17 protein-coding genes are annotated in these 19,252 nt (G+C 52.3%); 9 read left to right on the top strand and 8 right to left on the bottom strand.

Going from position 1 to position 19,252, the window contains the following annotated elements; translation table 11 throughout:
- The first annotated feature begins 16 nt into the window (after positions 1 to 16).
- Positions 17 to 1,486: a 4-hydroxy-3-polyprenylbenzoate decarboxylase gene (gene ubiD / locus BZJ17_RS03580; protein WP_077456811.1), complete on the top strand. Its 1,470-nt coding sequence runs from the start codon at positions 17 to 19 to the stop codon at positions 1,484 to 1,486.
- Positions 1,487 to 1,599: 113 nt separating this feature from the next.
- Entirely contained in the window at positions 1,600 to 2,316 is a 717-nt protein-coding gene (gene fre / locus BZJ17_RS03585) for an NAD(P)H-flavin reductase (RefSeq protein WP_077639801.1), read from the top strand.
- 87 nt (positions 2,317 to 2,403) lie between these two features.
- Here the strand turns inward: fre and BZJ17_RS03590 are convergent, their stop codons facing one another.
- A complete protein-coding gene (locus BZJ17_RS03590; protein WP_077639802.1) occupies positions 2,404 to 3,303 on the bottom strand; it encodes a carboxylate/amino acid/amine transporter in 900 nt (299 codons plus the stop codon).
- Positions 3,304 to 3,444: 141 nt separating this feature from the next.
- A complete protein-coding gene (locus BZJ17_RS03595) occupies positions 3,445 to 3,870 on the bottom strand; it encodes a universal stress protein (RefSeq protein ID WP_077479558.1) in 426 nt (141 codons plus the stop codon).
- Positions 3,871 to 4,091: 221 nt separating this feature from the next.
- Between BZJ17_RS03595 and ftnA the strand changes: the two genes are divergently transcribed.
- The 4 genes from ftnA (at position 4,092) to BZJ17_RS03615 (ending at position 7,499) form a co-directional block, all read left to right on the top strand.
- The gene (ftnA, locus tag BZJ17_RS03600) at positions 4,092 to 4,622 is read left to right on the top strand and encodes a non-heme ferritin (RefSeq protein ID WP_069590230.1); all 531 of its coding nucleotides are present in this window, start codon (positions 4,092 to 4,094) and stop codon (positions 4,620 to 4,622) included.
- A gap of 50 nt (positions 4,623 to 4,672) precedes the next feature.
- The gene (locus BZJ17_RS03605; RefSeq protein ID WP_069590232.1) at positions 4,673 to 5,020 is read left to right on the top strand and encodes a hypothetical protein; all 348 of its coding nucleotides are present in this window, start codon (positions 4,673 to 4,675) and stop codon (positions 5,018 to 5,020) included.
- Positions 5,021 to 5,116: 96 nt separating this feature from the next.
- Positions 5,117 to 6,238, top strand: a complete 1,122-nt coding sequence (locus BZJ17_RS03610; RefSeq protein ID WP_077639803.1) for a mechanosensitive ion channel family protein — start codon at positions 5,117 to 5,119, stop codon at positions 6,236 to 6,238.
- A 76-nt stretch (positions 6,239 to 6,314) separates the two neighbouring features.
- Positions 6,315 to 7,499, top strand: coding sequence for an NAD(P)/FAD-dependent oxidoreductase (locus BZJ17_RS03615; protein WP_077639804.1), 1,185 nt, complete (start codon positions 6,315 to 6,317; stop codon positions 7,497 to 7,499).
- Between the two features lie 397 nt (positions 7,500 to 7,896).
- Here BZJ17_RS03615 and BZJ17_RS03620 read toward each other — a convergent pair whose 3' ends face one another.
- Positions 7,897 to 8,313 (bottom strand): hypothetical protein, encoded by a 417-nt coding sequence (locus BZJ17_RS03620; RefSeq protein WP_077639805.1) that lies wholly within the window; start codon positions 8,311 to 8,313, stop codon positions 7,897 to 7,899.
- Positions 8,314 to 9,380: 1,067 nt separating this feature from the next.
- Between BZJ17_RS03620 and BZJ17_RS03630 the strand changes: the two genes are divergently transcribed.
- Positions 9,381 to 11,261, top strand: a complete 1,881-nt coding sequence (locus BZJ17_RS03630; protein WP_077639807.1) for a methyl-accepting chemotaxis protein — start codon at positions 9,381 to 9,383, stop codon at positions 11,259 to 11,261.
- Between the two features lie 57 nt (positions 11,262 to 11,318).
- On the opposite strand, the gene BZJ17_RS03635 is transcribed toward BZJ17_RS03630, so the two are convergent.
- Positions 11,319 to 12,008 (bottom strand): DTW domain-containing protein, encoded by a 690-nt coding sequence (locus BZJ17_RS03635; protein ID WP_077639808.1) that lies wholly within the window; start codon positions 12,006 to 12,008, stop codon positions 11,319 to 11,321.
- Between the two features lie 87 nt (positions 12,009 to 12,095).
- A complete protein-coding gene (locus tag BZJ17_RS03640; RefSeq protein ID WP_077639809.1) occupies positions 12,096 to 13,601 on the bottom strand; it encodes a hypothetical protein in 1,506 nt (501 codons plus the stop codon).
- A 99-nt stretch (positions 13,602 to 13,700) separates the two neighbouring features.
- Here BZJ17_RS03640 and BZJ17_RS03645 point away from each other — a divergent pair, with 99 nt between their 5' ends.
- On the top strand, positions 13,701 to 14,171 hold the full coding sequence (locus BZJ17_RS03645) for an EVE domain-containing protein (protein WP_077639810.1): 471 nt from the start codon (positions 13,701 to 13,703) through the stop codon (positions 14,169 to 14,171).
- Between the two features lie 30 nt (positions 14,172 to 14,201).
- On the opposite strand, the gene BZJ17_RS03650 is transcribed toward BZJ17_RS03645, so the two are convergent.
- From BZJ17_RS03650 to BZJ17_RS03660, 3 genes are all read right to left on the bottom strand, one after another.
- Complete coding sequence (locus tag BZJ17_RS03650) at positions 14,202 to 15,011, bottom strand: Cof-type HAD-IIB family hydrolase (protein ID WP_077639811.1); 810 nt, start codon at positions 15,009 to 15,011, stop codon at positions 14,202 to 14,204.
- Between the two features lie 103 nt (positions 15,012 to 15,114).
- Positions 15,115 to 16,134, bottom strand: coding sequence for an alpha/beta fold hydrolase (locus BZJ17_RS03655; RefSeq protein ID WP_157893153.1), 1,020 nt, complete (start codon positions 16,132 to 16,134; stop codon positions 15,115 to 15,117).
- Between the two features lie 129 nt (positions 16,135 to 16,263).
- Entirely contained in the window at positions 16,264 to 17,862 is a 1,599-nt protein-coding gene (locus BZJ17_RS03660) for an AbgT family transporter (protein WP_077639812.1), read from the bottom strand.
- Between the two features lie 252 nt (positions 17,863 to 18,114).
- Between BZJ17_RS03660 and BZJ17_RS03665 the strand changes: the two genes are divergently transcribed.
- The gene (locus tag BZJ17_RS03665) at positions 18,115 to 19,125 is read left to right on the top strand and encodes an acyltransferase (RefSeq protein ID WP_077639813.1); all 1,011 of its coding nucleotides are present in this window, start codon (positions 18,115 to 18,117) and stop codon (positions 19,123 to 19,125) included.
- The last annotated feature ends 127 nt before the right edge of the window (positions 19,126 to 19,252 follow it).

A 19,252-nucleotide genomic window follows, 5' to 3' on the forward strand; every position in this document is an offset into this window, starting at 1 on the left:
ACCCGTTGAGCCTGATATGAAATTTTCCGATCTGCGCGATTTTATCGATTATCTTGAAGCCCAAGGCGAGCTCAAACGCATCGCCCAACCGGTGGACCCTGATCAGGAGATCACCGAGATATGCGACCGTACCCTACGAGCGGGCGGTCCGGCGTTATTGTTCGAAAACCCGATTGGCTATGAGATGCCCGTGCTTGCCAACCTCTTTGGAACCCCAAAACGCGTTGCGATGGGCATGGGGCGTGAGGATGTGCTTGAGCTGCGAGAGGTGGGTAAACTGCTTGCCTACTTGAAAGAACCTGAGCCGCCCAAAGGCTTTCGAGATGCGCTCGATAAACTGCCCGTGTTTCGTCAAGTGCTCAATATGCCAGCGAAAACCGTGCGGCGTCCGCGTTGCCAAGAGGTGGTGCTGAGCGGCGATGAGGTCGATCTGGATAAAATTCCGGTGATGCGCTGCTGGCCCGGTGATGTGGCACCCTTGCTGACTTGGGGGCTGACCATTACCCGCGGACCGAATAAAAAGCGACAAAACCTTGGCATTTATCGTCAGCAAAAAATCGGCAAAAACAAAGTGATCATGCGTTGGTTGGCTCATCGCGGCGGCGCGTTAGACTTGCATGATTGGATGCAAACCCATCCTAATGAACCGTTTCCGGTGACCGTGGCTTATGGCGCTGACCCTGCCACCATTCTCGGGGCAGTGACACCGGTGCCTGATACCTTATCGGAATACGCGTTTGCTGGCTTATTGCGCGGCAGTAAAACCGAAGTGGCTAAGTGTATCAGCAACGATTTGGATGTGCCGGCCAGTGCGGAAATCGTGATGGAAGGTTATATCGATCCCAATGAATATGCGGATGAAGGGCCGTATGGCGATCATACCGGTTATTACAATGAGGTTGAGCGTCACCATGTGTTCACTGTGACGCATCTGACCATGCGCAAAAAACCGATTTACCATAGCACCTACACGGGGCGTCCACCGGATGAACCTGCCGTTTTAGGCGTGGCACTTAACGAAGTGTTTGTGCCGATTTTGCAAAAGCAGTTCCCAGAGATTGTCGATTTCTACCTACCGCCTGAAGGCTGCTCATATCGCATGGCGGTGGTCACCATGAAAAAACAATACCCCGGTCATGCCAAGCGGGTGATGATGGGCGTGTGGTCGTTTTTGCGTCAGTTTATGTACACCAAGTTTGTGATAGTGTGTGACGATGACGTCAACGCACGTGATTGGAATGACGTCATTTGGGCGATTACCACGCGTATGGATCCCGCGCGCGATACCGTGATGGTGGAAAATACCCCTATCGACTCGCTCGACTTTGCTTCACCTGTGGTGGGGCTGGGCTCGAAAATGGGCCTCGATGCCACCAACAAATGGCAAGGGGAAACCGATCGCGAGTGGGGCACGCCCATTGCTAAAGACCCAGACGTGGTTGCGCGCATCGACGCGATTTGGGATGAATTAGGGATCTTAGACTAATCCTATTGGAATGCGCTAGCATTCACCGTTAACGATAAAAACACAGCCCAAGGCGGTAGTGATGCCGCCTCTTATAACCTCATCGGCTGTAGCAAAACGAACAGAGGAACAGAATGTCGATACTATGTGAAGTGACAGCCGTTGAGCCGTTGGCGTGTCACACCTACCGCATTGTCCTGAAGCCGCAGCAAGCGGTGCGTTATCAGCCAGGGCAATACGTGATGGCGGTGATGGACGAGAAAGATAAGCGCCCGTTTTCGCTGGCAAGTAGCCCTTGTCGTCAAAATGGCGGTGAACTCGAGCTGCACGTTGGTGCGGCGGACGAGAATCCGTTTGCGTTAGAAGTGGTTGAGAAAGCCAAAGCCGTACTAGAAAGCGGCGAAGCGGGCTTTGAAATTACTGAGCCTGCCGGTGATGCTTGGCTGCGAGAGAGCGATCGTCCCTTGCTACTGATTGCTGGCGGGACCGGTTTTTCTTACGTGCGCAGCATGGTCGATCACTGTATTAGCCAGAAGATACAGTCGCCGATCTTTATTTATTGGGGCGCCCGAACCCCTTGTCAGCTTTATGCCCATGACGAGATGCAAGCATTGGCGGAACAGCATCCGCACATTACCTTTATGCCTGTCGTGGAGCAAGCTGAAGGCGAGTGGCGCGGTAAAGTAGGCAATGTGTTAGAAGCGGTGATGGAAGATTTTGTCAGCCTTGGCGCTTATGACATTTATATCGCGGGCCGTTTTGAAATGGCAGGTGTGGCACGCGACATGTTCTGTAAAGAGCGCGGTGTGAGTCGTGATCATCTCTACTCAGACGCGTTTGCCTTTATCTGATTGAGCCTTCTTTATCGGCTAAGTAAACAGGCAGGGATTTCCCTGCCTGTTTTGTACTTGGGTGACTGAGGTCTTGGGACGGCCTACCTACCGCTGGGCGGCACCCCGCTGGGCGGCATCCCGCTGTGCCTCGACGCGGCGCTTTACCCAGGTTTGGTTAAACCACAGCGCGGCTAAAATCAGTATCCCACCGCTGAGTAGCGGCAGAAGATCCGCATCGCGGTTCCAAATCAGCACGTTCACCACAATTCCGGCTGGGATCAGCGCATTGTTCATCACCGCGAGTGCCCCCGAGTTGACCTGCGTAGCGCCTTTGTTCCAAAAGAAATAGCCCAGCCCTGACGCGATAGTGCCTAGATAAATTAATACACCCCACTGGGTTGGCGTAGCAGGCAGTTTGTCGCTGTTGCCCAACAGTGCAAAAGCCAGCACGCCCACCACTAAGGCGCCAAGATAAAACCAACCGAAGACCGCATGTTGGGGAAGGGGCGTTTGCTCCTTCTCAATCAGATATTTGTAACCGACTTGGCCAATCGCAAAGCAAAGGTTCGCACCTTGTACCACCAAAAAGCCAACCAGAAAGTCTGGATTGACGGTGGCGTAGCGGATCACCACGGCGCCGAGCACCGCTATCGCAGCGGTGACCAGATACCACGCGCTAAACTGACGCTTCAAGGCATCGTAAATTAAGGTGACGTAAAGCGGGGTAAAGACGGTAAATAGCAGCACTTCTGGCACTGACAAGAATAGGAAGGACTGATAGAAGAAGCAGTACATGATGCCTAGCTGACATGCCCCGACCAGCATCAGTTGAGCGGCAAAGGCCGGTCTTACTTGGCGAGGGCGCAAGAAGGGTAAAAATACCAGCCCGGCGAGTACAATCCGCATCAGGACCGCGAAATAACTGTCCACTTGGCCGGCGATATACACGCCAATCAAACTAAATGAAAAGGCCCACAGCAGTGTGACCCCGCTAAGATACCCCATGACTCGGTTCCTTCGATATCGTAAATAAAAAGGCAGTGTACTGTTTCATCGCGGGGACGCAATTGGTTCGCTGAACACAGTGCAATAAGGTCAAAAAAAAGGCGGAGTGACCGCCTTCATCGCCATGTGTGACACCAGAGACTAGTCGCGGATCGGCACCATCAACAGATCGACCGGTGTTTTGTTGAGCAGCTGCTTGGTCGATGAGAGCAGTGAGCTCCAAAAGTCTTGGTGATGGCCAACGACAACCAAATCAATTCCCATGTTTTGAATCGATTCTGTGATCTCTTCAGCAAGGTCGCCGCTGCTAACCAGGGTATGAGTCACTGGCACCTGTGCGTTGCCCGCCAGTTGATTCAGTTTGTGCTGAGCTTCTTCAATGACGCGGTTACGCGATTCGACCAAATTAATATCGATAAGTCCGGTATAAAGCTCGGCGTAATTCACATCGATGTGGACCAGCGATAATTTCGCGCCGACAGCTTGGGCAAGAGAATCGGCTTTGGCAACCAAACGTTCGCTGTCTTCCGACAAATCAACAGCAACCAAAATATGCTTATATGACATAGAGTTATCCTTTTTATGTGAGGTTGTCATCGCAGTCTAGCGAGCTTGCGTATTAAAAACAGTCACTGCGATCGCATTCCGATTAAGAATTCGACAATGATGTTTGTCATAAATTCGGCAGATGACTCGGCACCACACACGTTTGTCGGCGATATCCGCTTGAAAAGGGACGTGCTGCTGGTCAGAATGACAGCTAACCCCAAATAAAGAGGACGTTTTATATGTTAGCACCCGCCATGGTTGACAGGCTCAATGAGCAGATCAATTTGGAGTTTTTCTCATCAAATCTATACTTACAAATGAGTGCTTGGTGTGAAGACAAAGGATTTGAAGGCGCTGCGCGATTCCTCCATAAGCACGCGCAGGAAGAAATGCAGCATATGCAGCGTCTTTTCACCTACGTGAGCGAGACTGGTGCGATGCCTATTTTGGGCTCAATCGACGCACCGCGCCACGAGTTCGCATCATTGGGCGAAGTGTTCCGTGAAACCTATCAACACGAGCGTTTAATCACGGAAAAGATCAATAGCCTAGCGCACGTTGCGTTTACGACTCAGGATTACTCGACCTTCAATTTCCTGCAGTGGTACGTGGCTGAGCAGCACGAGGAAGAAAAGCTGTTTAAAGGCATACTCGATAAGATCGAGTTGGTGGGCGAAGATGGCAAAGCCTTGTTCTTTATTGATAAAGACTTGTCTGCCATGGCTCAAGAGGACTCATCGTCAGTGATGGACGGCACCGCAGGGCTGTAAGTTTATCTTTCTCCCTCGGCCGCCTCACTGGGTTGCGGAGGGAGATGTATATGAACGGTGATATCCTAATTGTGGCAGTGTTTACCGTCACATTGGTTAATTTTGCGCGCTACTTGTCTTCACTACGCGCACTGGTTGTGATGTTACGCGACGCCAATCCATTGCTTTATCAGCAAATTTGTCGAGGAGATAACAACTTTTTCTCACTCTCACCCCAAGGCGATATTTCTCGTCAAAAGCGCCTGTACCAGTACATTCGTAGCCAAGAGTACTTGCACCATCATGACGAGCTGTTTGTGGGTAAGTGCAACAAAGTTCGTCACCTGTTTATGCTCAATGTGGCATTGTCCGGTGCCTTGCTCGCGACCTTTTTTCTTGTCGCTTTTGCGGGCTGGTAAGCGAACGCTCTCATATCCAACAAAATGCTGACTCAGGTCAGCATTTTTTTTGTTAGGCTGACAACATTCTGAGAAAAACCGTCTGTTGAGGAAAGCATGCAAAGCCTGATTGACTGGTGGCAGACCCTACATCAAGCCGCCGCGTGGGAATGGATTTCCGATGTGGTCACTTTAACTGGCTTTAGTGCTATCGCGTGGGCGATTTGGCATGTACTGGTGGGGCGACTTAAAGCGCTGGCGGAAAAGACCATTACCCGCTGGGACGATATTATTTGGCCGGCTATCGATACACCGCTAAGTACGCTGATTTGGCTATGGCCTGCCTCGCACTCCATTGAAATTATCATTGACAATACCGCTGGCGATGTCTCGCTCAGTTGGCTCACCTTGGTGCAAGACTTGGTGGTGGTGTGGGTGGTCATTTGGATTTTGCTGCGCTTGGTCAACAGTGGTGAAGAAGTCATGATTGAAACCGGCAATCGTGATCACACCACCATCAACACCATGGGTAATGTGCTGCGTGCGCTGTTTGTGTGCGTGGGGATTATTTCCCTGCTGCAAAGCCTCGGGGTCAGTGTTTCCGGCCTACTGACCGTTGGTGGGGTCGGGGGTTTAATTGTTGGTTTTGCCGCCAAGGACTTGTTGTCGAACTTTTTTGGTGGGGTGATGATTTACTTTGATCGCCCATTTAAAGTGGGCGACTGGGTACGCTCCCCCGATCGCAACATTGAGGGCACGGTGGAAAAAATTGGTATTCGCATGACGGTGGTACGCACCTTTGATTTGCGCCCTTTATACGTGCCCAACTCGGTATTCAGTAACGTAGTGGTGGAAAACCCCTCGCGGATGCTGAATCGCCGCATTTATGAAACCATCGGACTGCGCTATCAAGACGCCGATAAAATCAGCGCGGTGATTGATGATGTCTATGCCATGCTTGAAGCCCACCCAGACATCGAGACCCGACAAACCTTGATTGTGAACTTCAACAGCTTTGGGCCACACTCGCTCGATTTCTTTATTTACACCTTCACCAAAACGGTGAACTGGCAACGTTATCACCGCGTGAAGCAGGACGTACTACTGCAAGTGATTGGTATTATTCATCGGCACGGTGCGGATATTGCCTTCCCAACCCGTACGTTACATATGGACCCCGGTATGATTGAGCAACACGCAGGTGCCATGATGGCACCGCCTGAGGTGCAGGCGCGTTAAAACACGCTTGCCGCTCACGTGCGGGCTGCTACAATGCCGCTCCCACAGGGTGAGCAGAGAATAAACAGGTAAGCGTGTGACTGAGTATGATGTAATTGTGATTGGCGCCGGTGCGGCAGGATTGATGTGTGCGGCACAAGCTGGCCAACGTGGCCGCCGTGTTTTGGTGGTGGACCATGCCAAAAAACCGGGCCGCAAGATCCTGATCTCGGGCGGCGGGCGCTGCAATTTCACCAACTATGACGTCACCGCCAATAACTTCTTGTGTGAGAATCCGCACTTCGTCAAATCCGCATTGGCGCAATACACCCAATGGGACTTTATTGGTCTGGTGGCCACCCATGGTGTGGCCTATCACGAGCGTGACCACGGCCAGCTATTTTGTGATGACAGCGCTAAAGATATCGTTAACCTGCTATTGGCCGAATGCGACCAAGCCACCATCAGTCAACGCTATCGCTGTGAAGTGCATGATATCGAGCAAGAAGAAACCGGCTTTCGCCTCAAACTCAATGGTGAGCCAGTACGCTGCCAGTCGTTGGTGGTCGCCACGGGCGGCCTTTCGATGCCCAAGCTTGGCGCCACCCCCTTTGGTTACCAGCTTGCCGAGCAATTTGGCCTAAAAGTGCTGCCCACTCGCGCCGCCTTGGTGCCGTATACCTTGCACCAAGAAGACAAAACGCGCTTTGCCGATATTTCCGGGGTGTCGGTGCCATGTTCGATCACCACTGAGTCTGGGGTGTGCTTTACCGAGAATCTGCTCTTTACCCACCGCGGCTTATCGGGGCCAGCGGTATTGCAAACCTCCTCGTTTTGGCAGCCGGGCGAAGCGGTCACCATCGATTTACTCCCTAGTGAGTCGCTAAAAGACGTGCTGGTGGCGATGCGTGATAAGCATCCCAACCAAACCTTAAAAACCTCACTGTCTCGCCTATTCCCCAAACGCTTGGTCGAGGTCTTGATTGCGCGCGATAGCTTGCCGGATAAACCGCTCAAGCAGCTCGATGACAAGCAGCTTGATAGGCTTCATCACTACTTTCACCAGTGGTCAATTGCCCCAAACGGCACCGAAGGTTACCGCACCGCAGAAGTGACGCTTGGTGGGGTAGATACTCACGCAATTTCCTCGAAAACCCTTGAAGCGCGAGATATTCCCGGCCTGTATTTTATCGGTGAAGTGCTAGATGTCACCGGCTGGCTCGGCGGCTATAACTTCCAATGGGCCTGGAGCTCCGGCTGGGTAGCTGGGCAGTATGTGTGAATGTGCTGTTGTTTTGGTTCTACATATCCACTTTCGATATTGTTGAACCATTTTCCTTGTTAGCCGTGATATAGACTCTATTCGTTGAAAGAATGGGATTCGTATGAGTAGAACCCTCTCCGTCAACTCTTCTTGCTAGCAGTTGTCAATGAAAGAGGTGAGGGTTTCTGTACACATGTCGTGATTGTGAGCTTATTCTCATCGCTGATTATAAATTGTATTTGCTCGATGCTGCACATAGGGGCAAAAAAGAAAAACCACCAATTTGTGCTTGGTGGTTACGAGGGGAATTTGCCTATGAAGCCGTGCGGAGTCAATGATAGCTTTTGCGATGCTTGGTTATTCACTCGGCACTAGCTCCAAACGTATTAAGGCCGGCTTTTACTTAATATTCACACTAAAAAGGCTCGTCGCCTCTATCGGCTTTGATGAACGGCTTGGTGTGTTCAGCGGTGAAACCTTCTTCGTAGTCTTTGCCATACCATATATAAATAGGTGTCATATCGACTAACGTGTGGTGAACTGGCTCAAAATTATTATCCATTAGGACGGTGTATTGCGTTTGTGCAATAACGATTTTTTGGCCGGTTTTCTTTACTTCAAATGCAGCCCCAGGGATGAACACGAAGTGGTATTTTTTGCCAACCATATTTCGCGCTTCTTGTGCGTCAACAGCAATAAAACTCACGGCGCGCTTCGTTTCACCTAATCCTTTTTGAGCATAAGTGATCGGATCGAACTTGGAATTCGCGGAATGATGCGAGAATTGAGCGTTATAGCCGTATGGGTTGTAGTTTGTAATAAGGCTTGACATTAAAGAGACATTTTTTTCTACATTGTCAGTAAACCCTCTAAAATCAGTAGATAATAGTAGGTCTTGTTTCTCGGTCAGTGAGCTACCAAACNGCTATATGTTTTGTTGACAATGGTGTATCAATTGCTGCGACGGCAACTCCGCGTAAAATTTGTCGATTATATTTAGAGAAGCTTATGTCATCAGAAATATGGCTGTTATAAAGATTGTTTGTTGATAAGACGGCAATCTCCTCTAGAGGCTGTTCAATTGCCCCTTTTTCTAAAAGCCAAGGACTATCCAGCGCGACAACGAAACCTCCCCAGTCTCCATAGTACATTTCAGGTGTCAGTTTAAACTCTAAAGATAGATAACGTGGCTCCAACTGTAGTTCGATTATTTGCTTTGCAGCTGAATATAAAGCTTGATCAAGATACTGCCCCTTACCCTGAAACGCATCTTCTTGGACGTTGACATGTGTCGTTGTATCGATGATTTCTTGAACTGTCTCTACTGTCATGGGGCGTGAAGCTAATGCTGCTTCACGCTGCTCTTGATAAGTAGACTTGCAAGCCGTTAAAGATAGGGAGGCGAGCAGGATTAGTGTTTTGTATTTCATATGTTCCTCAAAAAGTGAAAAGCATAGTGTCACACGTCGTTGACAGTTGGTGGTTAAAAGTGCCATCGACGAGTTTGACGACCATCATAGCACGTTGATTAAATTTAAAATGTTGTTGAGATTACAACCTTGGTTGTGGAGGTTTTGTGCGATAGGCCGATAGACTGCTTTGCTTCTCTGTGTTGTTTGCAACAAACTGCATATCATAAGCGATGGTTGGTTTATGTGATCTTTATTCTAAATATTCTCTAGTTGACTGTTTTTTGTCTAAAAAATGGCAATCTTTCTTGCGCGCTGTTACATTAGCGCGCGCTTGCCATGTCGGATAAAAATTATCCGGCGCTGTGAACCCGCGACGCGCAGGATGGGCTCGCGGTACCCTAGGGACGGGGTGACGGCTGTTCACTATTGCTACCTCGGTTATCGGGGAGTTTGGAATTAACCTGTCGTTGCTTTGAGAGCCGTTCCCATGCAGTTATCACTAAAACAAAAATTAATTGGGGCATGCTTATCTGCTGTATTGCTGATGGCCGCCTTTCTCACCTGGCTTGCTGTAAGCCAAATTCAAGCCCAAACCCAGTCGAGCATCTATAGCCGCGTCAGTGGTATCGCCGATGCGGCGACCGAGTCGATCAGCGGTTGGGTGCAAATCCGTGCTGATATCACCAGTGCCTTTACCGATTACACCAGCAGTAGCCATCGTGTGAGCTATTTACAGCAAGCGCGTGAGGCCGGTGGGTTTGACGATATCTATTATGGTACTCCCCAAGGCGCCATGTATCGCTCGCGCCCAGAACGCAACCGCGATGATTATGACCCTCGCGCCCGCCCGTGGTACAAGCAAGCCGTGAGTGCAGGTAGCCCGATTATTACCACCGCCTACAGTGATGCGATTACCGGTGCGATGCTGGTGACCTTGGCCGAGCCGGTGCGTCGTAACGGCGAATTAATCGGTGTGGTGGGCGCAGATGTGTTGATTGACCAGCTGATCCGTGACGTGACCCAATTAAAAGTGGGCAAAAATGCGAACGCGATGCTGTTAGGCGCCGATGGCACTTTTCTCGCCCACAAAGACAAAGCGCGCTTGCTAAAACCGTATCGTAGCCTGTCTCCTGAGCTGAATGAAAACCGCGTGCGTCAGGCGTTGGCACAGCAATCGCTGGTGGAACTGCCTGTCGATGGGGTTGATAAACTGTTTTATTTTGCCTCGGTTCCTAACACTGATTGGGTACTGGCCATTGAGCTGGATAAGCGCACCGAATACGCCAGCCAGCGTGATACCTTGTTCAATCTGGTGCTAACCGCGGTGGTGATCACTTTGTTGGTGGCCGGTGCCGTGACGTGGTTGATGCACGTGTTGTTCCGTGACTTGCTCAATGTGTCCGCTGCGCTAGAAGAAATTGCCTCCGGTGAAGGGGACTTAACCCAGCGCCTTGAGCCACACAGCAATGATGAAATTGGTAAGCTCGCCAACAACTTCAACCGCTTTGTCGGCAACATGCACACCATGGTGTCGCATTTGCGCCAGTTGTCTGGCTCGCTCAAACAACAAGCCGAGCTGACCGCGGCACAAGCCGAAGAGCGCTCTACCCGTATTGGTCATCAGCAAGATGAAATCAATATGGTAGCGACCGCTATCCATGAAATGGCCTCGGCGACCCAAGATATTGCCGGCAATGCCGATAACACCGCGCGCACCGCCCAAGAGACCGAAAGCGTCGCCAACGATGGCGGTCAGCAAGTGGAGCAAAGTAAGCACTCGATCACCGAGCTTGCCCGTGAAGTGGAAGCGGCGACCGGTGTGATTGGCGAGCTCGACCAGCATGCGCATAGCATTACTAGCATCTTGTCGACCATTCAAGAAGTGGCCGAGCAAACCAATCTGCTGGCGTTGAATGCCGCGATTGAAGCAGCACGCGCCGGTGAGCATGGCCGTGGCTTTGCGGTAGTGGCCGATGAGGTACGGATTCTGAGCCAGCGCACCCATGCTTCAACCACCGAGATTCAGCAGATGATTGATACCTTGCAGCAGGCGACTGGTCGCGCGGTGACCATGATGCAAGACAGCCAGCAGCGTGCTCATGCCAGTGTAGAAGATGCTAGCGCGGCGAACGAAAGCTTGAGCCAGATTGTCGCGGCGGTGAGCCAAATTAGCGATATGGCCACCCAAATTGCCTCGGCAGCGGAAGAGCAATCGAGCGTCACCGCGGAGATCACCCGTAACTCAGAGGGCATTCGCGATGTGTCTAATGAGCTATCGACCGAAGCGGATGAAGCCGCGCGTCAAGCCGCGACGTTATCCGAGCTTTCTCATAGCCTCGAGCAAGAGATCAGCCGCTTTAAGCTGTAGCCCATAAACGACGTAAACGCCGAGCATGGCAGCGCGCTGTGCTCGGCGTTTTTTTGTTCACGCGTTTGGCGTCAGCACCTTGGGGGCGGGGAGTGGTGTAGTGTGATGGTGGCGATCGGCCTCGTAGCTCTCCATAAAATGGGCAAGAAAATGGTCCAGCTGCGTGGCGGCGTTTGCGTCGCCTTGGCTTCGTAGTAATGCACTCACCGCTTCACTGGTACACAGGTGTCCCGGTGGCTGGTTGCGCCTAAGCGTATATTGCGAGGCGGCAGTCGACGGCAAACTGACCCGCGGCAGACGATGGAGCCACGGGCTTTTATTGAGCATTTTTCGCGCCTGCTGCCAGGTTGCATCCAGCACCACAAACTGTAACGGCGCGCGAGGTGCATTGGTGGCGGCTAACGCCTCCGCGCGAGAAACTGACCTATCCGCGCAAGAGACAGACCGAACCGCGTCAGCGAATAGTCTATCGGCGGGGACGGCATCGTCACTGGGAAACAACAACCAAGGTGACACATCACCGCGCGCCCAGCTGTCGAGCAAGGCTTGCGGTGGTTGTTTGCGTTGCCAAATCTCTACCTGAGTGTGGGGTAGCGCCGCTTTAACCAGTTTGCCGGTGTTGGATTGGCGCGCCGCTTCGTTTTCGTGCATCACCAGCACGCATTGCAATTGGCTTTCTAGCGGCCAATAGCAGTGACAGATACAGTGATAGGTAAAACCGCACTGGCGGCAGGGCGAACGGGCCATCAGACTCTCCTCAAGGTGTCAGGTTGCTATTGTGCGCAAGTCCGACAAGGAATGCGAGCCCGCGTGCCACGGGCACGCGCGTCTGCGTTATTCTTCTCCCAATACCACGCCTTGCTGGGTGGCATAGATGCCATCGGCAAATAATGCGGTGTCTGAGCCATCCGGTTTGGGCGCGCGAGGCGCGGAGCTCGGGTTGAGTGGATAACGCTGCCCATCAAATCGCATCACATGGTGGCCGGCAGGCGCACCGCCACCACCGACCGGCACGACCAAATCATGCCAACCCTGGCTTTGGCTGCGAGCTAATAAAAGGGGCACATGCACCAGTGTCATGCGGCTATTAAACTGCCAGCCTTGCGCCTCGCCCTTAAACACCAATAAGGTGCAGCCGCCACTGCCACAGCTGTCGGTTAAGACCAATAGCTCAGGTTGCCCGTCTTGATTAAGGTCGTGGGTAAGCCAGCGATAAGTGAGTGGGCCGGCTTGACCGTTATCGCGAAGGTAGTCTCTGAGTGCTTGTTCAACGCGTGGGTTTTTCTCGGCGCTGCCTTTAACGCCGGTTTGGTTCGATACGTCCACGGCATCCCCGACTTTGAGCCTTAGCGTTAACCCGTCATGACCCAGTGAATAGGTGTTGCCATTAAAGGTTTCCTCGGAGGCGGTGAGGGTAAACCCGTTGCGTGTATATATGCGCTCAGACACTACCATTTGCTCACCACTGCGGGTAGTGAGCACTTGGACTTGATTCTCCCCGACCGGCTGCCAAACCCCGGTTTCTTTAGTCACCGTTTCCCCTTGCGGGTGGTAGGTGGTGATGGCGCTATGATCAGGCAGCAAGGTAAGCTGTGTGGTTAAAACCGGCTGACCGGGACTTTGACTTTGCCCTTGATATTCGCCCGCCCAATGCTGCGAGTGATCATACGAGGGCATCAGAGCACAGCCTTGGTAGGTGCGTTGGGACGTTTTCAGGGTCGCGCGCCAACCGTACAAGGTGGTATCACTTTGCTGGCAGCCAGTTGCGGTTAGCGTTAATGCGGCATTGCGCGCACGGAAATGGGCGGTGCTGTCATCCATCTGCTTTCCTGTCAGCGGTACCTCTTGGCTATCCCCGTCGCTTTCCCACGCCATATTATGTTCGCCAACGGCGGCGGACCACATGCGTGGTGATTGTCCGTCCGCCAAGACGGCGTGGCGGGGTTGCGCGCAGCTATTGAGTTCGGTAGTGACTAGATTGATACGCGTCATGGTGACTGACGCAGGGTAGTCCGCGCTAAAACCGCGGCTTTCCACTGGGGTAAAGAAGCCTTCAAATTCACCATACACAGGCCCACCCAGTTGATCGAGTGCCGTGCGTTGCTCATGGCTTAAGTTCAGCCAGTATTGCTTTTGACTGCCACAGGGTGTGAAGCTGGCCGTTTCAGGGCTGACAGAGACCATACCACTGAGCATAAACGGGGCCGGTGTATGGCTGAGCCCTGAGTCTAGCGTGTCACTGCGATGCCCCAGTTCAATAGGGCCTTTCGATGAGGTACAGCCGACTAACGTGAGTAGGCTAGCGGTGGCGATCACCAGTAAGCGATGGGGACGTTGCACACGACACTCCTTGTGAATAATGGGCTCGTGCCAGACTTGCACCGACACACACTGACGGGCAAGATTGCCGACAACTGTATCGAGTGAGAGTGAGCCAACATGGGTTATTGGTTATTTAAAACAGAGCCAGATACGTTTTCGATAGACACCTTAAAGCAGCAAAAGGTTTCATGCTGGGAAGGGGTGCGCAATTATCAAGCGCGTAATATGTTGCGTGATGAGGTTAAGGTAGGCGATCAGGTGTTGATTTACCATTCCTCTTGTAAGCATGTTGGAGTGGCTGGTGTGGCGACCGTGACTCGCGAGTGTTATCCCGACCATACCCAATTTGAGCCAGACAGTGGCTACTTTGACCCTAAAGCCACGCTAGAAGCCCCGCGTTGGTTTATGGTGGATGTGGCGTATCAGCGTCATTTACCGTTGATTACGCTGGCGCAGATGAAGCAAAACCCTGCGCTGGCTGAGATGCCGTTGGTGAAAAAAGGTAACCGGCTGAGTGTGATGCCGGTTACCGCAGCGCAATGGCAGGCCATTCTGACGATGGCGGGGGAGTCGTGCATCGTCAGGTGACATCCTTGGCTCACAGTGTGAGCTAACCGCTTAGGATTGTGGTGCGAGCAGGTGCGCGTTTAGGTAGCGCGCGACTGCCTCATCGGCGTGGCTTCCAATAATCGCGTTGTCCGACAAGGTGGCTTTGACGCGCGCTTGGGCGGTAGCCATCACCAAGCCTCGACCGGCGGCGCGCAGCATCTCGACATCGTTCATGCCATCGCCAAACGCGACACAGTCGGCCAGATTGAGCTGATGACGACGCGCGACTTCCTCGAGTGCGGCTCCTTTGGACACCCCATTGCCCATCACTTCCAAGCAGAAGGGAGTCGAGAAAGCGATACTGATGCTATCGCCGTATTGCGACAAAAACTGATGCTCATATTTGAGTAAGTGGTCGTGATCATGACGAATAAAGAAAATCTTCGCGATGTTATCGACCGGTGGATTCTCCACATCAAACTCTTTGGCGTTAAAGCCAGAGTCTTGGTGATAGCGTGCGAGCTCTTCATCCATTTTGCTCAACAGCCAATCATTATCGCGATATAGGTGAATGGTGACGGTTGGGTCGTGCTTCACCTCGTTAATCAGGCTTGCGACGATCGCGGGATCAACGTTGTGCTGATACACCAGTTGGTCATTGCTGTCGTGTACACGGGCACCGTTAGAGGTGATCATGTAAGCAGGGATCCCCACGGTTTCACGAATGCTTGCCACATCAACATGATGACGTCCGGTGGCGAACACAAAGTGAATGCCTTGCTGGTGGAGTTGTTGCAGCACCTGCTTGGTATAGGGGGCGATACGGTGCTCGGGGGTTAGCAAGGTACCGTCCAAATCAGAAGCGACGAGTTTGTACATCATGTCCTCATTGGTTTAGGCGATCATAATCACAGTATGCTCTGAGTCTACTGCAACTTATTGGGGTTAAAAAGGGAACAGTATCACTGTCTTTTTTCCGCTTTTACTCGCCAACATAGCGCGAGAAAAAGGCATCAATCTCACGCAGTGCTGTGACTCTGTGATTATCCGTTTCGAATAAAATTTCATGCCGAGCACCGTCGAACGTTCGCCATTGGCTGGATTGACCGGCTTGTTTACGCACGGCGTGAAATTGTGACATGGCTGGATTAGAAACGATTAATTCTTCGCCCGCTTGGCAGATAAACGTCGGGGTGGTCAGCGAGGGAGCAAGGGCCAGACAGCGCGTCCCCGCGGCTAATTCTTCCGCTATCCAACGCGCGCTGGGCCCACCGATTTGTAGCTGTGGTTGGTTGATATAAAGCTGGCGAAACCACGCATAACGGGCACGAGAATGCGTGAGACGATTTTGCTCAAAGGGTACGTGGCGATAGCCGACTTGGCCGGGCCCAAAGCGTGGAGGATGTTGATAGCGCGCTAAGGAGCGACATAACCAAGGGGCGATACGTCCAAGCCAAGGGCTCACTTGCACACCAAACATGGGGGCCGTCAGCGCGATAGCCTGCACAGCCCCCGGATACTGGTGGGCGTATAAGGTGGCAATTGCCCCGCCCATTGAATGGCCGAGCATAAACCAATCATCATAATGACGGTGGGCGCGGACTTGTTGCATAAAGGTCGCCACATCCGCGACATAATCATCAAAGCGTTCGACATGGCCCAGATCGCGTGGTTTTAAGACCAAGCGTTGAGACAAGCCTTGGCCGCGGTGGTCAAAGCTGTAGACGTCATAGCCCATCTGAAAGAGATCGTAGAAGATCTCTTGGTATTTCATCACGCTTTCAATCCGGCCATTAATCACCACCACCGCTTTGGTGTGCTTGGGGTGAGTAAAACTGCACCAATGCAGTCTCAGGCCGCCTTCGCCATGAAATGTGCCTTGTTCGCGCTGTTGCCAAAAGGGGGTAATGGCGTCTTTAAAGGCATCGGTAAATTGGGCTTCCCGCGCCATTGCGTCAGGGTCAAAGGCCGCCGGTTTATCGGCATGAGCTGGGGTTGTCATTGTCATTGCTTACCATCGCTGTGATAAAGCTACTATAACCGCCTTCGGGTAGGGATGAAAATGACGGGATAATGAAAAGAAAAAGGCAAGCATGACTGCATGCTTGCCGAAATCATCCTACTGGGGGAATTACTGATTGAAGTTGTAATACGTTTCTGCGCCGGGGCCGACAGGCAAACCTAGCACAAAGACCCAGACGTAGAACAAGATGCTCCATCCCACCATAAAGATCATCGAGTAGGGCAGCATGGTCGCAATCAAGGTGCCCATACCGAGGTTTTTCACATAACGGGAGGCGACCGCCAGAATCAGGCCAAAGTAGCTCATCATCGGCGTAATAATGTTGGTGACGGAGTCGCCAATCCGATACGCCGCCTGAATGGTTTCTGGGGCATACCCCACCAGCATCAACATAGGCACAAAAATCGGTGCGGTGATAGCCCATTGCGCGGACGCCGAGCCGAGCGAGAGGTTAATCAGGCCACACATCAAGATGAAGGCAAAGAATAATGCTGGCCCGGTTAAACCGATGGTCTGTAAAAAGTCAGCGCCGCCGACCGCAATCACTTGGCCGAAATGGGTCCACTTAAAGAAGGCGACAAATTGGGCGGCGAAAAACACCAATACGATGTACATGCCCATGGCGCTCATCGACTTAGACATTGAATCAATCACGTCGCGATCGTTATTGATGGTGCCGACGGTGCGACCAAATACAATACCGGGAACGGCAAAGAACACCATGATAAAGGCGACAATGCCTTTCAAAAACGGCGACCCTGCTACTTCACCGGTTTCTGGGTGACGAAGTGGTCCCCACTCTGGGACGATGGTCAGGGCCAAGATACCGCTGACAATCAACATCGAAATGCCGGCATTACGAAGACCGCGCTTCTCGTCCTCACTCAGTTTGCTGGCAGAGGCAGCGGTGACATCTTCCGAGGCTTGGCTGTGGTCATACTGACCGAGCTTAGGCTCGACAATTTTATCGGTGATCCACGCGCCGACAAAGGCGATAAAGAAGGTGGAGACAAACATGAAGTACCAGTTCATCTCTGGGCCGACACTGTAGTCTGGGTCAATCATTTGTGCTGCCGACTCGGTGATCCCAGACAATAAAGGGTCGACCGTGCCTAACAATAAATTCGCCGAGTAACCGCCGGATACGCCTGCAAACGCGGCGGCAAGGCCAGCCAATGGATGACGACCTAATGAGTGGAAGATCATTGCGGCAAGTGGGATCAGAACGACATAACCTAGCTCCGCAGCCGTATTCGACACGATACCGGCAAACACGATGGTAAAGGTCACGGTACGGCGCGATGCTCCCATCACCAGCCCGCGCATCGAGGCCGACAATAGCCCCGAATGCTCTGCGACCGATACACCCAGCATGGCGACCAGCACGGTGCCGAGTGGGGCAAAGCCAGTAAAGTTTTTCACCAAGTTGGTGACTATCATTTGCAAGCCTTCGGCGTTTAGTAGGCTTTGCACATAAATCATGCCATCAGCGGCACGTCCTTTCGCGCCCTCAGGGCGAGGGTCGGCGACGGCAAGATCAAAGTAACCGGCAATACCGGACGCGAGTAGAATCGCGACACAGAAAATTGCGAACAGTGTCACTGGGTGAGGAAGCAAGTTGCCGAGCCATTCGACGGTATCGAGAAAGCGCGTAAACAGCGTGCGCTTGTGCGGCCCACCTTGTTGTTCAGTGGTACTTGAGTGCATGTCATCGTCTCCTTGGTTGAACTGCATTTTCCCGTCTCTGGGAAAAGGAGGCCGGATGTTAATTGTTTTTTTAACTATATTGCAAGATTAAACACTAATTTTTAACTCAATAACCCGATCCGTGTACTGGTTTTATGGATAAAAACTGACATATTTGACTGTATCTTTGCGCATTTGTCGGTTATCTCACCGTAAGTTCGCGTAATATGTTGGGAGCGTCTGACAGCCTGAAACGTAAAAAGGTGTTAACAAATGCAGGATGATTCTTCCCAAGGGCATATCGACTATCTCGATGGATTACGTGTGCTCGCCGCCCTGTTTGTGGTGGCGATTCATGTATTGGGCCCCTATCGTATGGAACTGGGTCAAATTCCAGACAGTGATTGGCTGGTGGCGGTGGGACTCAATACCGTCAGCCGCTGGGCGGTACCGGTGTTTATCATGATCTCGGGCTTGCTGCTGTTGTCGGCGAGTAAACCCTTTAACTGGTCACACTTTTTGCGTCGGCGGGTGATGAAAGTTGTGGTGCCTTTTGTGGTGTGGTCTGGCGTGTTTGCGATGATTGCGGGGCTTTCACCGCAAGGCTTTTCCCTGGCGACCACGCTCTCGACCCTACAAGCGGCGCCATGGCATGAAACCTATTACCACTTGGGCTTTTTCTATTACTACATTCCCTTGCTGCTTTGGGTGCCGGTGTTGCGACCAGCATTAGCCCGTTTGCCGTCTGCCGCTGTCGCACTGGTCGGTTTACTGTGGATTGGCGTGACGGCTTGGTATTTAGCCGGAGGACAAGGCTGGTGGCGCAACGACTTCATCTTGTATGGCGGCTATTTATGGCTAGGTTTTTGGTTGCATCAGTACCCGCGTGCTCGGGTGTTGTGGTGGGGCTTGGGCGTGGCGGCACTGGGTGCAACCATGTATCAGGTTTTAGCGACCAGCCTTGCCCATCAACGCTATATCACCCAAGGTTGGCTGTCATACACCACGGTGAATACCGTTTTAATCAGCGCCGCAGTGTTTCTGGCTGTGCGTACGTTGATGGCGGGGCGGGCAAGTCCGGCATGGCTCGCGAAACTGAGTCGTTATAGCTTGGGCATTTACCTTCTCCATCCGCTATTTTTGTGGCCAATACGTGCTTATTGGCCCACGTTATCGCCGGCGTGGTGGTGGATCCCGGTGCTCACTTTGTATGCCTTCAGTGGCGCCGCCTTAGTCACGGCGTGGCTGCAGCGCCACCGAGGCACTGCTTGGCTGGTTCCTTGATGGGCGGCCAAGCGGTCAGACGTTTAGGGTTAATCTGTTGGTCAAGATCGCAATCGTGATAGACCCGCCATCCAATCGACACAAAAACCGCCATACTGTATAAACTGGTTAGTGACCAGCGAAGGGA

The sequence above is a fragment of the Salinivibrio sp. IB574 genome (assembly GCF_001996205.1).
Taxonomy (GTDB): Bacteria; Pseudomonadota; Gammaproteobacteria; order Enterobacterales; family Vibrionaceae; genus Salinivibrio; species Salinivibrio proteolyticus.

Excerpts from the sequence above, each read along its gene's own strand:
- ubiD (WP_077456811.1), top strand. The coding sequence starts at position 17 with ATGAAATTTTCCGATCTGCGCGATTTTATCGATTATCTTGAAGCCCAA.
- fre (WP_077639801.1), top strand. The coding sequence starts at position 1,600 with ATGTCGATACTATGTGAAGTGACAGCCGTTGAGCCGTTGGCGTGTCAC.
- BZJ17_RS03590 (WP_077639802.1), bottom strand. The coding sequence starts at position 3,303 with ATGGGGTATCTTAGCGGGGTCACACTGCTGTGGGCCTTTTCATTTAGT.
- BZJ17_RS03595 (WP_077479558.1), bottom strand. The coding sequence starts at position 3,870 with ATGTCATATAAGCATATTTTGGTTGCTGTTGATTTGTCGGAAGACAGC.
- ftnA (WP_069590230.1), top strand. The coding sequence starts at position 4,092 with ATGTTAGCACCCGCCATGGTTGACAGGCTCAATGAGCAGATCAATTTG.
- BZJ17_RS03605 (WP_069590232.1), top strand. The coding sequence starts at position 4,673 with ATGAACGGTGATATCCTAATTGTGGCAGTGTTTACCGTCACATTGGTT.
- BZJ17_RS03610 (WP_077639803.1), top strand. The coding sequence starts at position 5,117 with ATGCAAAGCCTGATTGACTGGTGGCAGACCCTACATCAAGCCGCCGCG.
- BZJ17_RS03620 (WP_077639805.1), bottom strand. The coding sequence starts at position 8,313 with ATGTCAAGCCTTATTACAAACTACAACCCATACGGCTATAACGCTCAA.
- BZJ17_RS03630 (WP_077639807.1), top strand. The coding sequence starts at position 9,381 with ATGCAGTTATCACTAAAACAAAAATTAATTGGGGCATGCTTATCTGCT.
- BZJ17_RS03635 (WP_077639808.1), bottom strand. The coding sequence starts at position 12,008 with ATGGCCCGTTCGCCCTGCCGCCAGTGCGGTTTTACCTATCACTGTATC.
- BZJ17_RS03645 (WP_077639810.1), top strand. The coding sequence starts at position 13,701 with ATGGGTTATTGGTTATTTAAAACAGAGCCAGATACGTTTTCGATAGAC.
- BZJ17_RS03650 (WP_077639811.1), bottom strand. The coding sequence starts at position 15,011 with ATGTACAAACTCGTCGCTTCTGATTTGGACGGTACCTTGCTAACCCCC.
- BZJ17_RS03655 (WP_157893153.1), bottom strand. The coding sequence starts at position 16,134 with ATGACAACCCCAGCTCATGCCGATAAACCGGCGGCCTTTGACCCTGAC.
- BZJ17_RS03660 (WP_077639812.1), bottom strand. The coding sequence starts at position 17,862 with ATGCACTCAAGTACCACTGAACAACAAGGTGGGCCGCACAAGCGCACG.
- BZJ17_RS03665 (WP_077639813.1), top strand. The coding sequence starts at position 18,115 with ATGCAGGATGATTCTTCCCAAGGGCATATCGACTATCTCGATGGATTA.